Origin of the sequence: Buchnera aphidicola (Aphis fabae), from assembly GCF_009069125.1 — a bacterium.
Taxonomy (GTDB): domain Bacteria; phylum Pseudomonadota; class Gammaproteobacteria; order Enterobacterales; family Enterobacteriaceae; genus Buchnera; species Buchnera aphidicola_BB.
In genome coordinates this window covers 328,010-341,180 of sequence record NZ_CP042427.1, presented here as the reverse complement: position 1 = coordinate 341,180, position 13,171 = coordinate 328,010, and the positions used below count along the sequence as shown (strand labels likewise).

Sequence of the window (13,171 nt, the reverse complement as noted above, 5' to 3'; positions counted from 1 at the left end):
ATTAGAGTATGATAATTATGGAACAGTTAAAAGTTGTTTTAGGTGAACGTAGTTATCCAATTAGTATTGGATCTGGTATAATTGAAGAAGATAATATTTTTTTTCCTTTAAAACCAGGCAATCAAGCTATGTTAGTCACAAATAAAACATTAGCTAATCTTTTAAAAGATAAAGTATTTTTTCAGTTAAGAAAATCAGGGATAAAAGTAGACCAAGTAATTATATCAGATGGTGAACAATTTAAAACATTAAATGAAATAGAAATGGTAATTTCTGCTTTACTTGAAAAAAAACATTCTCGTGATACTACGTTAATTGCTTTAGGTGGAGGTGTAGTAGGTGATTTAGCTGGTTTTTCAGCATCTATTTATCAAAGGGGAGTGCGTTTTATTCAAATTCCAACTACTCTTTTAGCTCAAGTGGATGCTTCTGTTGGAGGAAAGACAGGGGTAAATCATTTATTGGGTAAAAATATGATAGGTTCTTTTTGGCAACCATCTTCGGTTATTATGGATATTAACTTTTTAAATACATTGCCTCATAACGAATTAATTTCAGGAATATCTGAAATTATTAAATATGCTATTATTTTTGATGAAATATTTTTTAATTGGTTAGAAAATAATATTGAAAAAATATTATTATTAGATCATAAGTCTATGTGTTTCTGTATTAAAAAATGTTGTGAATTAAAATCAAAAATTATTTCTCTTGATGAACGAGAAAAAAATTTTAGAGCGTTATTAAATTTTGGTCATACATATGGCCATGCTATTGAAGCACATGCTGGATATGGTAGTTGGTTACATGGAGAGGCAATAGCAGTGGGTATGGTTATGGCATCTCGTACATCAGAATTACTTGGCTATTTAAAAAAAGTAGATTATAACAGAATCATTTCTTTATTGAAAAAAGTTGGATTACCTATAAAAGGACCAAAAAATATGTCTGCAATTTCATATTTACCATATATGATGCGAGATAAAAAAGTAATTTCAGGAGAAATGAGATTAGTTCTTCCTGTTTCTATAGGAAAAGCGAAAGTTTTTTCTGGAATCGATAAAAATGTTATTTTAACTGCAATTAAAGATTCGCAATAAATTTTTTATACTATAGAATACTTTTTAAATAATTTATTTTTGAAAATTAACTTAGTTTTAAAAAAGTAAAAATTTTTAATATTAAAAGAATTTTTCGTATTATTTGTAAAATAATATTCATTTAAACTAAATTATTTATATACTTTAATTTAATATTTTAGTTAAAATATATTTTTTATAACTTTTAGTAAATAATTTTTAATATTATAAAAATTAAAGCGAATAAAAACTGATAATGCTAGTTTATTAAATATTTTTATTTTTATAAATTTTATGTTTTTATTATTAATTATCTACAAAGTTATATTAAATAGGACAATTAATATGAAAAATTTTTTATTAGCCCCATCAATTTTATCTGCTGATTTTGCTCGTTTAGGAAAAGATTCAAAAAAAGTTATTGATTCAGGTGGTGATTGGATTCATTTTGATGTAATGGATAATCATTATGTCCCTAATTTGACAATGGGTCCTATGATTTTAAAATCACTTCGAAATTATAATATTACTGCACCTATTGATGTTCATTTAATGACTAAACCTGTAGATAATTTAATTCCTCAATTTGCTAATGCAGGTGCTAATTTTATTACTTTTCATCCAGAAGCAACTGATCATATTGATCGTACTATAAATTTAATTAAAGAATACGGATGTAAAGCTGGTTTAGCATTTAATCCATCTACTTCTCTGAATTATTTAGATTATGTGATAGATAAAATAGATTTAATTTTATTAATGTCAGTAAACCCTGGTTTTGGAAACCAATCATTTTTACCTTCTACGTTTAATAAATTACGTGAAGTTCGTAAACGAATTGATTTAAATGCATTAGATATTTTTTTAGAAGTAGATGGAGGAGTAAAATTAGAAAATATTTCTGAAATAGCTTTTTCTGGAGCGAATGTATTTGTAATTGGTTCTGGAATTTTTGATTATCCTGACTATCAGAGAATTATTGAAAATATCCGTCAAGAATTAAAATATTCTCATTTTAAGTCTATTCATTAATACTTTTTTTATTTAGGATCTTTAATTTATGCTTATTAATTCTAAGCCAATATTGTTTAGTGCTATACAGCCTTCTGGTAAATTAACTATTGGAAATTATATTGGAACAATGCGTCATTGGACAAAGATGCAAGATAAATATAACTGTTTATATTGCATTGCAGATTTACATGCTTTAACTACGATAAATAAAAAAAAAAATTAAAAAATGCAATATTAGATACTTTAGCATTATATTTAGCTTGCGGTGTCGATCCTAATAAAAGTATTATTTTTGTGCAATCTCAGGTTCATCAACATAGTCAACTAAATTGGATTTTAAGTTGTTTTAGTAAATTTAGTGAATTATCTAGAATGACTCAGTTTAAAGTGAAAAGAAATCAAAATTGTCTTGAAAATAGTAATATTGGTTTATTTAATTATCCTATTTTAATGGCTTCGGATATTTTATTATATCAAACAAATTTTGTTCCAGTAGGAAGTGATCAAAAACAACATTTAGAATTAACTTGTAATATAGCTCATCGATTTAATCTTTTATATGGGAATATTTTCACTGTACCTCAACCAATTATTAGTGAAAATGGTTCTAAAATTATGTCTTTATTAGATCCTACAAAAAAAATGTCTAAATCTGATATTAATAAAAATAATGTTATTTTTTTATTAGAAGATGTTTCTTCTATTTTTTTTAAAATTAAAAATTGTATTACAGATTCAGATAATCCTCCAAAAATATATTATAATACTAATAAAAAATTAGGTATTTCAAATTTACTAGAAATTCTTTCTGCTATAACTAATAAAGAAATTAATATTTTAGAACAAGAATTAAATGGAATATTATATAGTGAATTTAAAAATATTGTTTCGGATAGTATATCTAAATTTTTAATAAAATTACAAAAATCTTATATGAATTATCGCAATGATGAGTATTTTTTAAAAAAAATTATTCAAAATGGAGCAATTAAAGCTCGTTTAAAATCTCAAGAAACTTTAAAAAAAGTATATTCTGTTATAGGAATAGATTAATTTTTTTTATTAATTAAATAAATAAACCAGAAATAATTATATTCTAGTTTATTTATTATATGAAATATTATTTTTTATAAAAAAATTATTATTCTTTAAAATATATTTTATTTTTGCTATTTACTAAAATTACTAAAGATAAAGAGAATACTATACTATATAATATATTTGAGCATATTAAAGTTGCATACAGTCCTTTTTTTTCGACAATTGGACTAGTGATAATAAATGTTAGTAATGTTCCGATAGTTCCAAAAAATAAAATCATATTTATTATTTTTGCGGATGGTTTTTTTGTCTGTAATGAAGCTAATGTAAGAATTATAGTATAAATAGCACTAGAAAAAAATCCTAAACTAATAATAATGTATTTCATTATTAAATAATTTGAACTATGTATGTAAACATACATAAGTATTGCAGAAATACCAGATAAAAAAACAAATATGCGGTTTAAATTAAAAAATTTTATTATAAAACTAAAACACCACATGCCAATCATATATGCCATCCAAAAATTGCTTACTAAATTACCTGTTTTTTTTATATTAATATTCATCATTTCTGTTGCGTATTGAGGAACCCAAGAAATAAAACTTAATTGACCTAAAATATATAGTAACGCAGATATTGATAATAAAACTATATTAAAATTCCATTGTTTAATTTTTTCTGTATGATTTATTTTTTCTTTTGATTCTGGGAAATTTACGCTAACTGATAAAATGAAAATTATAAAATAAACCATTCCTATACATACATATATCCAATACCATAAAAATTTATTTTCTAACAAATATGCTGTAATAATAGGAAATATCATTCCAGACATACTAAAAAAAGAATCAGTCAGTAAAAGCTGTGATCCTCTTTTTGATCCAGAATATAATTTTGTAATAATAAAAGTACCAATTGACATGGTAATACCACTGACTAATCCTAATATAAAAATATTTATAGAAAATAATAATATATTTTTAGAAAATATTATGCCAATAATTGCAATTATTGAAAGTATAAATCCATATATTAATTGTTTTTTTAATGAAAAAATATTAATTAACCAAGAATTAAGTAAAATTGATATTAATATACCTGCATTTAAACAAGTAAAAATATTACTCATTTGAGATATAGACAGATTAAAATAAGCAGCAATATCTCCCATTATCATTCCTGTAACTACTATTAATGCACCTGTGAAAGCGTATGAAAAAAAACTAATCCATGTAAGTCCTATTTGGTTAATGTTTTTCACTTTTTTCACCTGTTTTTATAAAATTTAAAATTTTTAAAGTATTAAAAACTATTTTATATTTTTAATATATTGTTGATTACAATTACAATTTTATTAAGATGTTAAAAGTTTAAAATATTTTTTAAACTAGATATAAATAAGCTATTTAGTTATTACTTTATTGCTAAAATAAGTTTAAATTTAATAAAATATAATGTATATTTTAATTTTGTTAATTTAAACTTATTTTATTTGATAAATTTTTAAATTTTTTTTTAAATCCTTAAATATTTTAAAAATATATTTTTTATTTTTTTAAAAGTTTATTAGTTTTTAAAATACATATTTTAGGAAATTTAATGATATTAAAAAATACATCAGTTACAAGAAATAGTTTTAATAATTTAATTTTACCTTTTTATAATCCCTATTGTTTTATCCCTGTAAAAGGAAGAGGTAGTCGTATTTGGGATCAAGAAGGGAAAGAATATATTGATTTTTCTGGTGGAATTGCAGTTACATCATTAGGGCATTGTCATCCTGTATTAAATAAGGTTTTAAATTATCAAAGTAAAAAACTATGGCATACTAGTAATATTTTTACAAATGAGCCAGCTTTAAGATTAGCTAAAAAATTAGTTACATCAAGTTTTGCATCTTATGTATTTTTTGCTAATTCAGGAGCTGAAGCAAATGAAGCAGCATTTAAATTAGCACGTTATTATTCTACTAAGAAATATCATTTAAAAAAAAATAATATTATTTCTTTTTATAATTCATTTCACGGTAGAACATTATTTACAGTATCTGTTGGTGGACAGTCAAAATATTCTGATTTTTTCGGACCTAATCCTTTAGGAATTCAGCATGCTGAATTTAATAAAATTGAAACTGTACAAAAAATAATTAATAAAGATACTTGTGCAATAGTTTTAGAATTAATTCAAGGTGAAGGTGGAATTATTCCTGCTTCAAAAACTTTTGTTCAAGAACTTCGGTGGTTATGTGATAAATATAATGTTTTATTGATTTTCGATGAAGTACAAACAGGTATAGGTAGAACTGGAAAATTATTTGCATATGAACATTATGGAATAAAACCGGATATTTTAACTATTGCTAAATCTTTAGGTGGTGGTTTTCCAATTAGTGCAATGTTAACGACTAGTGAAATTAAATCGCTAATAACACCTGGTATTCATGGGACAACATATGGAGGGAATCCTCTTGCTTGTGCTGTTGCTGAAGCAACGATTGATATTATTAATACAAAAGATGTTTTATCTGGTGTTGAAAAAAAATTAAATAGAATTATATTTGAATTAAATATTATTAATAAACGTTTTAAATTATTTACAGAAATAAGAGGAATAGGTTTGCTTATTGGTATTGTTTTAGAAAAAAAATTTGTTAAAAAAATAAATGATATCTTGCATGCTTCATTTTTAGAAGGTGTAATTTTTTTAGCTGCCGGTAATAATGTAATTAGAATGGTACCTTCATTAATTATTAACGAATCTGATATTATCGAAGGAATGAATCGTTTTTATTGTGCTTTAGAAAAAACTTTATAAAGTTGTTTTTTAAAATATCGATATAAAAATGCTATTATAAATTAATTAATGTGGAGGTCGTGTTATCCCTGATAGTTCATTGATATATAATTTTATATCATTTAATTTTTTTGATAAATTTTTTATATTGTCTTGAATATTTTTTATTTCTTTTTGATATATTAAAATTTTATTTGTAAGTTTATTAATATATTTTTTTTGACGATAAATATTTTTATTATTTTTATTCTTATTTTTTTAAAATTTTTTTTTATTTTCTATTTAATATTATATAAAATAATTTTATCTTAAGAAAGATTATTTAATATAAAATTTTTAAAAAATAAAAATTTCTTTAATGGAGCAATAAATGATTTTTTTTCTACTAAAAAGAATTATGTTTTTATTTTTATTATGTTATATTCCTACTTCATATTCAGAAACACAGTCAACTTCTCAAGTTCAATCTTCTTCAGAAAATAAAAAAATTTTTAAAAATGAAAATGAAAAAATAGGATATGCATTAGGCGTTTCGTTAGGAAATTATATCAATCAGTCTTTTGAAAAACAACAAAAATTAGGAATTGAACTAGATAAATATAGTCTTTTATTAGGCATTCAAGATGCTATTTCAAATAATCTACAGTTATCTAGTCAAGAAATTTCCGAAATTCTTGAAAAGTTAGAAAAAAAACTTAAAAATGCAACTAAAATTCAAATCAAAAAAGATGAAACAGAAAATTTAATTCAAGGACAATTATATATGAAAAAATTTTCTCAAACTAAAGGTGTTCGTACAACTCAAAGTGGGTTAATGTATATTATAGAAAAACCAGGTGAAGGTGAAGAAATTACAGAAAATACAGAGATTACCGTTCATTATAAAGGTTCTTTAATTAATGGAGAAGAGTTTGACAATTCATATAGTCGAGGAAAACCTGTTGTATTTACATTAAAAGATGTAATATTAGGTTGGAAAGAAGGTTTAAAATATATTAAAAAAGGTGGAAAAATTAAATTAGTTATACCTCCTTCATTAGCATATGGAAATACTGCTTTAAATGGAATTCCAGGAAACTCTACTTTAATTTTTGATATAGATTTAATTGACGCAAAAAACAATTAAAACATTAAGTAATATAAGAACATATAATGAATTATACAGTTTTAGTTACAGGTCCTGCTTATGGTACACAAAATTCTAGTACAGCTTTTTTATTTTGCAAATCGTTAATTAAAATAAATCATGTATTAAATAGTGTTTTTTTTTATTGTGATGGTGTACTTAATGCTAATATTATAAATAAATCACCAATTGATGAATTTGATTTAACTAATGGTTGGCAAAAATTACATCAAAAACACAATGTAAAATTATATGTGTGTACTAGTTCAGCTTTGAGAAGAGGTATAATAGAAGATAACACTGTATCTAGATTTAAGCGGGGAAATTTAGCTCCTTTTTTTCAGTTCAGCGGATTATTAGAACTTGGAAATTCTATACATATTTCAGATCGTATAATACAATTTTAATTTAATATAATATTTTTTATGAAAAAAATTGCTTTTATCTTTTCTCATGCTCCACATGGAACAACTTTAGGAAAAGAAGGATTAGACGCTGTTTTAGGAACTTCTTCTATTTTGAAAAAAATCAGCTTATTTTTCATCGGTGATGGTGTATTTCAATTATTAAAAAGTTATAAATCAGAAAGAATTTTAGCTCGTGATTATACTTCTTTATTTTCTATCTTATCTTTATATGAAATAAAAGATTTTTATTGTTGTAAATTATCTTTATTTGAAAGAGGATTAAATTTTGATACTGAATTTATATTACAAGTTAATATATTAAATTCATATTTTTTACGTTTAAAATTAGATGATCATGATGCAATTATTAATTTTTAAGGTAAGTTTATTATGCTACATACTTTAATACAATCTCCTTATAAAACTAATATGCCTCTTCTTATAAGTATATTGAAAAAAAAAGACGATTTTTTAGCTTTACAGGATGGTGTTTTAATTGCTTTAACTAATAGTTTTTTTTTAGATAGTATTGTTTTAAGCTCGGCAAATTTATATCTGATAAAAGAAGATGTTCATGCTCGAGGAATTATAAATAATATATCTAGTGATTTTATATTAATTAATTATATTCATTTCGTTTCATTAACACTTACAAATAAAACACAGATGACTTGGTAAAGTATACTTAGTTATTTTGATTTATATATCCAGTCCCAGAATTCTACATTATAATATAATCTCAATTTTTTATTATGTTAAAATTAATCATAAAATTCATTAAAAATAGGAACATATATGGCCACAGTGAATCAATTGGTCCGAAAACCTCGTTTACGAAAAGTAATCAAAACAAATGTACCAGCTTTATCAAATAGTCCTCAAAAAAGAGGAGTATGTACTCGGGTTTACACAACTACTCCTAAAAAACCTAATTCGGCGTTACGTAAAGTTTGTCGAGTAAGGCTAACTAATGGATTTGAAGTAACAGCATATATAGGCGGAGAAGGTCATAATTTACAAGAACATTCTGTTATTTTAATACGTGGTGGAAGAGTTAAAGATTTACCAGGTGTTCGATATCATGTGATTAGAGGTTCTTTAGATTGTGCTGGCGTTAAAGACCGAAAAAAAAGTCGATCTAAATACGGTGTGAAAAAAACAAAAGTTTAATTGCTTTAATATAATAAACAAATAATAAACAATATAAATTTTAAGGAGTGTTTATGCCTCGTCGTCGTATTATTACTGCTCGAAAAATTTTACCAGATCCAAAATTTTCTTCAGATTTATTAGCTAAATTTATTAATATTTTAATGATAGACGGGAAAAAATCTATTGCGGAAGTAATTGTGTATACTGCTTTGAAAAACCTCTCAAAACGAACAGAAAAAAAAGAATTAGAAGCATTTGAAATTGCTTTAGAAAACGTTCGTCCAACTGTAGAAGTTAAATCACGTCGAGTTGGTGGTTCTACATATCAAGTTCCTGTAGAAGTACGTCCAATACGTCGAAATGCTTTAGCTATGCGATGGATTATAGATTCAGCTCGTAAAAGAGCAGACAAATCTATGGCTTTACGTTTATCAAATGAATTATATGATGCACTTGAAAATAAAGGAGCTTCTGTCAAAAAACGGGAAGAAGTTCACCGTATGGCTGAAGCAAATAAAGCGTTTGCTCATTATCGTTGGTAATTTTTTAAAATTTATATTTAGCAAATATTTTAATATTGCTTAATTACAATAACCTTCAAAAAACTAAAAGTAAAATTTATTATGTCTCGTACAACACCTATTTCTCGATATCGAAACATTGGAATTAGTGCACATATAGATGCTGGTAAAACTACTACTACAGAAAGAATTCTTTTTTATACTGGAATTAATCATAAAATTGGTGAAGTACATGACGGTGCTGCAACTATGGATTGGATGGCACAAGAACAAGAAAGAGGCATTACAATTACATCTGCTGCCACTACTGCTTTTTGGAGTGGTATGGGTAAACAGTTCCAACCTCATAGAATTAATATTATTGATACTCCAGGACATGTGGATTTTACTATAGAAGTAGAACGTTCTATGCGTGTTTTAGATGGAGCAGTAATGGTTTATTGTGCAGTAGGTGGTGTTCAACCTCAATCAGAAACAGTTTGGAGACAAGCAAATAAGTATAATGTACCTCGTATAGCTTTTATTAATAAAATGGATCGTATGGGTGCTAATTTTTTAAAAGCTGTAAAACAAATTAAAACACGATTAGGAGGTAATCCTGTACCTTTACAATTACCAATTGGTTCAGAAGAATGTTTTACAGGTGTCATAGATTTAATTAAAATGAAAGCGATTGAATGGCAAGATGTTGATCAGGGAATTACTTTTACTTATAAAGATATTCCTATAGATATGTTTGAATTATCTGAACAATGGCATCAAAATTTAATTGAATCAGCTGTTGAATCTAATGAAGATCTTATGGAAAAATATTTAAATGGACAAGAATTATCTGAAGAAGAAATAAAATCAGAATTACGAAAACGTTCTTTAAATAATGAAATTACACTTATTACCTGTGGTTCTGCTTTTAAAAATAAAGGAGTGCAAGCATTATTAGATGCAATAGTTGAATATTTACCTGCTCCTAATGATATTCAAGCTATTAAAGGTATTTCAAATAACCGAACAAATATTCCAGCTGTTAGATCATCGAATGACAATGCTCCATTTTCGGCTTTAGCATTTAAAATTGCTAGTGATCCATTTGTAGGAAATTTAACATTTTTTAGAGTATATTCTGGCATAGTAAAGTCAGGGGATACTGTGTTTAATTCTGTTAAATCTCAACGTGAAAGATTTGGTAGAATTGTTCAAATGCATGCAAATAAAAGAGAAGAGATTAAAGAAGTATATGCAGGTGATATAGCAGCAGCTATTGGATTAAAAGATGTCACTACTGGTGATACATTATGTGATTTACATGAACCCATTATATTAGAACGTATGGAGTTTCCAGAACCAGTAATATCAATTTCTGTAGAACCTAAAACAAAAGCTGATCAAGAAAAAATGGGTTTAGCATTAAGTAGATTAGCTAAAGAAGATCCTTCTTTTAAAGTTCATACTGATCAGGAATCTAATCAAACAATTATTTCCGGAATGGGTGAACTACATTTAGAAATTATTGTTGATCGAATGAAACGAGAATTTAGTGTTGATGCTAATATTGGAAAACCTCAAGTAGCATATCGTGAGACTATTTTAAATAAAGTTACTGATATTGAAGGGAAGCATATTAAACAATCTGGTGGTCGAGGACAGTATGGTCATGTCGTTATAGAATTATTTCCATTAGAACCCGGAGGATTAGGCTATTCGTTTGTTAATGATATTAAAGGTGGTGTAATACCTAGCGAGTATATTTCTGCAATTGATAAAGGTATTCAGGAACAATTAAAATATGGGCCCTTAGCAGGATATCCAGTTGTAGATATAGGAGTTCGTCTTTATTTCGGATCTTATCATGACGTTGATTCTTCAGAATTAGCGTTTAAGATTGCTGCTTCTTTAGCATTTAAAAAAGGTTTTAAGCAAGCTAAACCTATTTTATTAGAACCTATTATGAAAGTTGAAGTAGAAACACCAGATGACTATATGGGAGATGTTATTGGTGATTTAAATCGTCGTAGGGGTATTATTGAAGGTATGCAAGATTTATCTATAGGAAAAATTATTAATGCTTGTGTTCCTTTGTCTGAAATGTTTGGTTATGCGACTGATTTAAGATCTCAAACACAAGGAAGAGCTTCTTATTCGATGGAGTTTTTAAAATATATTGAAGCACCATCTAGTGTTTCTGATCTCATTATTCAAAGAAAAACTAAGTAATTCTGTTTAAAATATTTTTAATTAAAATTATTAAGGACAAAATAATGTCAAAAGAAAAATTTCAACGTTTAAAACCTCATATTAATGTAGGAACTATTGGTCATGTAGATCACGGTAAAACAACATTAACTGCTGCAATTACGACTGTATTATCAAAAAAATATGGAGGTTCTGCGCGTGCTTTTGATCAAATAGACAACGCTCCGGAAGAAAAAGCTAGGGGTATTACAATTAATACTTCTCATGTAGAATACGATACTGAATTAAGACATTATGCACATGTTGATTGCCCAGGACATGCAGATTATATTAAAAATATGATTACTGGTGCAGCTCAAATGGATGGAGCTATTTTAGTAGTTGCTGCTACTGATGGACCAATGCCTCAAACACGTGAACATATTTTACTTGGAAGACAAGTTGGTGTTCCCTATATTGTTGTTTTTTTAAATAAATGTGATATGGTAGACGACGAAGAATTATTAGAACTAGTAGAAATGGAAGTTCGTGATTTATTAACTCAATATGATTTTCCAGGAGATGATACTCCTATTGTACGAGGATCCGCATTAAAAGCATTAGAAGGGGATCCTGAATGGGAATCTAAAATATTAGAATTATCTAAATTTTTAGATAGCTATATTCCTGAACCAAAAAGAGCGATTGATCAACCTTTTTTATTGCCTATAGAAGATGTTTTTTCTATATCCGGAAGAGGAACAGTTGTTACTGGAAGAGTTGAAAAAGGAATTGTTAAAGTTGGTGAGGAAGTGGAAATTGTAGGAATTAAAAAAACAACTAAAACCACTTGTACTGGTGTTGAAATGTTTAGAAAATTATTAGATGAAGGTCGTGCTGGAGAAAATGTAGGTGTTTTACTTCGTGGTACAAAACGTGATGAAATTGAAAGAGGGCAAGTTTTAGCGAAGCCTGGTAGCATTCACCCACATACAACATTTGAATCTGAAGTATATGTTTTATCCAAAGAAGAAGGAGGTCGGCATACTCCATTTTTTAAAGGATATCGCCCTCAGTTTTATTTTCGGACTACTGATGTTACAGGATCTATTGAATTACCTGAAGGTGTAGAAATGGTTATGCCAGGAGATAACATAAAAATGACTGTTACTTTAATTCATCCAATTGCTATGGCAGATGGACTAAGGTTTGCAATACGTGAAGGTGGTAGAACTGTTGGTGCCGGGGTAGTTTCTAAAGTGTTAGTTTAATCTTTTTCAATTTAATATTTTATACTGTACTTAGTTGAATTTATTAAGAAAAGAGTATACAATGCTCTTTTCTTGGTATTACAATATATTGTGTAGGTTTATTTGATTTAAATAAAATAATTTTATAGAATTAAAAATATTTTTATATTTTAAAATACTCCTGATATAGGAGTTATATTGAAGTTATTGTTAATTACATCCAATCTCTTAATAGAGATAGGGTAAAATTTTTATTTTTTAACAAAATTGGAGTTCTGGTATAATGCAGAACCAAAGAATTCGTATTCGTTTAAAAGCATTTGATCATAGATTAATTGATCAATCAACTACAGAAATTGTTGAAACAGCAAAAAGAACTGGTGCACAAGTACGTGGGCCTATTCCACTTCCGACTCGTAAAGAACGATTTACTATTTTAATTTCTCCACATGTTAATAAGGATGCACGTGATCAATATGAAATTCGTACACATAAACGATTAATTGATATAGTAGAGCCTACTGAAAAAACTGTTGATGCGCTAATGCGACTTGATCTTGCTGCTGGTGTAGATGTTCAAATTAGTTTGGGTTAATTAGACAGATATATA

Annotated in this window: 13 protein-coding genes and 1 pseudogene; 13 read left to right on the top strand and 1 reads right to left on the bottom strand. The window is 26.4% G+C overall.

All coding sequences use genetic code 11. The features are described 5' to 3' along the window. Positions 1–17: 17 nt before the first annotated feature. The 3 genes and pseudogenes from aroB (at position 18) to trpS (ending at position 3,146) form a co-directional block, all read left to right on the top strand. Positions 18–1,100, top strand: coding sequence for a 3-dehydroquinate synthase (aroB, locus tag FQV33_RS01680; RefSeq protein ID WP_226856618.1), 1,083 nt, complete (start codon positions 18–20; stop codon positions 1,098–1,100). 324 nt (positions 1,101–1,424) lie between these two features. Then, the gene (gene rpe, locus FQV33_RS01675; RefSeq protein ID WP_158348016.1) at positions 1,425–2,111 is read left to right on the top strand and encodes a ribulose-phosphate 3-epimerase; all 687 of its coding nucleotides are present in this window, start codon (positions 1,425–1,427) and stop codon (positions 2,109–2,111) included. Between the two features lie 28 nt (positions 2,112–2,139). Then, positions 2,140–3,146 (top strand): annotated as a pseudogene (trpS, locus tag FQV33_RS01670) (tryptophan--tRNA ligase). A gap of 88 nt (positions 3,147–3,234) precedes the next feature. Here trpS and tsgA read toward each other — a convergent pair. After that, on the bottom strand, positions 3,235–4,404 hold the full coding sequence (gene tsgA / locus FQV33_RS01665) for an MFS transporter TsgA (protein ID WP_158348014.1): 1,170 nt from the start codon (positions 4,402–4,404) through the stop codon (positions 3,235–3,237). Between the two features lie 338 nt (positions 4,405–4,742). On the opposite strand from tsgA, the gene FQV33_RS01660 reads away from it, so the two are divergent. The 10 genes from FQV33_RS01660 (at position 4,743) to rpsJ (ending at position 13,156) form a co-directional block, all read left to right on the top strand. Next, positions 4,743–5,957 (top strand): acetylornithine/succinyldiaminopimelate transaminase, encoded by a 1,215-nt coding sequence (locus tag FQV33_RS01660; protein WP_158348012.1) that lies wholly within the window; start codon positions 4,743–4,745, stop codon positions 5,955–5,957. Between the two features lie 349 nt (positions 5,958–6,306). Continuing rightward, the gene (fkpA, locus tag FQV33_RS01655; RefSeq protein ID WP_158348010.1) at positions 6,307–7,062 is read left to right on the top strand and encodes an FKBP-type peptidyl-prolyl cis-trans isomerase; all 756 of its coding nucleotides are present in this window, start codon (positions 6,307–6,309) and stop codon (positions 7,060–7,062) included. Between the two features lie 26 nt (positions 7,063–7,088). After that, positions 7,089–7,469, top strand: coding sequence for a sulfurtransferase complex subunit TusD (gene tusD, locus FQV33_RS01650; protein WP_158348008.1), 381 nt, complete (start codon positions 7,089–7,091; stop codon positions 7,467–7,469). 18 nt (positions 7,470–7,487) lie between these two features. Then, positions 7,488–7,847 carry a sulfurtransferase complex subunit TusC gene (gene tusC / locus FQV33_RS01645; protein ID WP_158348006.1) on the top strand — a complete coding sequence of 120 codons (360 nt, stop codon included), beginning with the start codon at positions 7,488–7,490 and terminating at the stop codon, positions 7,845–7,847. A gap of 12 nt (positions 7,848–7,859) precedes the next feature. Continuing rightward, a complete protein-coding gene (tusB, locus tag FQV33_RS01640) occupies positions 7,860–8,147 on the top strand; it encodes a sulfurtransferase complex subunit TusB (protein ID WP_158348004.1) in 288 nt (95 codons plus the stop codon). A 117-nt stretch (positions 8,148–8,264) separates the two neighbouring features. After that, positions 8,265–8,639 (top strand): 30S ribosomal protein S12, encoded by a 375-nt coding sequence (gene rpsL / locus FQV33_RS01635; protein ID WP_158348002.1) that lies wholly within the window; start codon positions 8,265–8,267, stop codon positions 8,637–8,639. 53 nt (positions 8,640–8,692) lie between these two features. After that, positions 8,693–9,163, top strand: a complete 471-nt coding sequence (rpsG, locus tag FQV33_RS01630) for a 30S ribosomal protein S7 (protein ID WP_158348000.1) — start codon at positions 8,693–8,695, stop codon at positions 9,161–9,163. Positions 9,164–9,244: 81 nt separating this feature from the next. Continuing rightward, the gene (gene fusA, locus FQV33_RS01625) at positions 9,245–11,353 is read left to right on the top strand and encodes an elongation factor G (protein ID WP_158347998.1); all 2,109 of its coding nucleotides are present in this window, start codon (positions 9,245–9,247) and stop codon (positions 11,351–11,353) included. A 44-nt stretch (positions 11,354–11,397) separates the two neighbouring features. Then, positions 11,398–12,582: an elongation factor Tu gene (gene tuf / locus FQV33_RS01620; RefSeq protein ID WP_158347996.1), complete on the top strand. Its 1,185-nt coding sequence runs from the start codon at positions 11,398–11,400 to the stop codon at positions 12,580–12,582. 262 nt (positions 12,583–12,844) lie between these two features. Next, positions 12,845–13,156, top strand: a complete 312-nt coding sequence (gene rpsJ / locus FQV33_RS01615) for a 30S ribosomal protein S10 (protein ID WP_053940444.1) — start codon at positions 12,845–12,847, stop codon at positions 13,154–13,156. The last annotated feature ends 15 nt before the right edge of the window (positions 13,157–13,171 follow it).

What these genes read in the sequence shown, in the direction of transcription:
- aroB (WP_226856618.1), top strand. Translation starts at nt 18, where the DNA reads ATGGAACAGTTAAAAGTTGTTTTAGGTGAACGTAGTTATCCAATTAGT.
- rpe (WP_158348016.1), top strand. Translation starts at nt 1,425, where the DNA reads ATGAAAAATTTTTTATTAGCCCCATCAATTTTATCTGCTGATTTTGCT.
- FQV33_RS01660 (WP_158348012.1), top strand. Translation starts at nt 4,743, where the DNA reads ATGATATTAAAAAATACATCAGTTACAAGAAATAGTTTTAATAATTTA.
- fkpA (WP_158348010.1), top strand. Translation starts at nt 6,307, where the DNA reads ATGATTTTTTTTCTACTAAAAAGAATTATGTTTTTATTTTTATTATGT.
- tusD (WP_158348008.1), top strand. Translation starts at nt 7,089, where the DNA reads ATGAATTATACAGTTTTAGTTACAGGTCCTGCTTATGGTACACAAAAT.
- tusC (WP_158348006.1), top strand. Translation starts at nt 7,488, where the DNA reads ATGAAAAAAATTGCTTTTATCTTTTCTCATGCTCCACATGGAACAACT.
- tusB (WP_158348004.1), top strand. Translation starts at nt 7,860, where the DNA reads ATGCTACATACTTTAATACAATCTCCTTATAAAACTAATATGCCTCTT.
- rpsL (WP_158348002.1), top strand. Translation starts at nt 8,265, where the DNA reads ATGGCCACAGTGAATCAATTGGTCCGAAAACCTCGTTTACGAAAAGTA.
- rpsG (WP_158348000.1), top strand. Translation starts at nt 8,693, where the DNA reads ATGCCTCGTCGTCGTATTATTACTGCTCGAAAAATTTTACCAGATCCA.
- fusA (WP_158347998.1), top strand. Translation starts at nt 9,245, where the DNA reads ATGTCTCGTACAACACCTATTTCTCGATATCGAAACATTGGAATTAGT.
- tuf (WP_158347996.1), top strand. Translation starts at nt 11,398, where the DNA reads ATGTCAAAAGAAAAATTTCAACGTTTAAAACCTCATATTAATGTAGGA.
- rpsJ (WP_053940444.1), top strand. Translation starts at nt 12,845, where the DNA reads ATGCAGAACCAAAGAATTCGTATTCGTTTAAAAGCATTTGATCATAGA.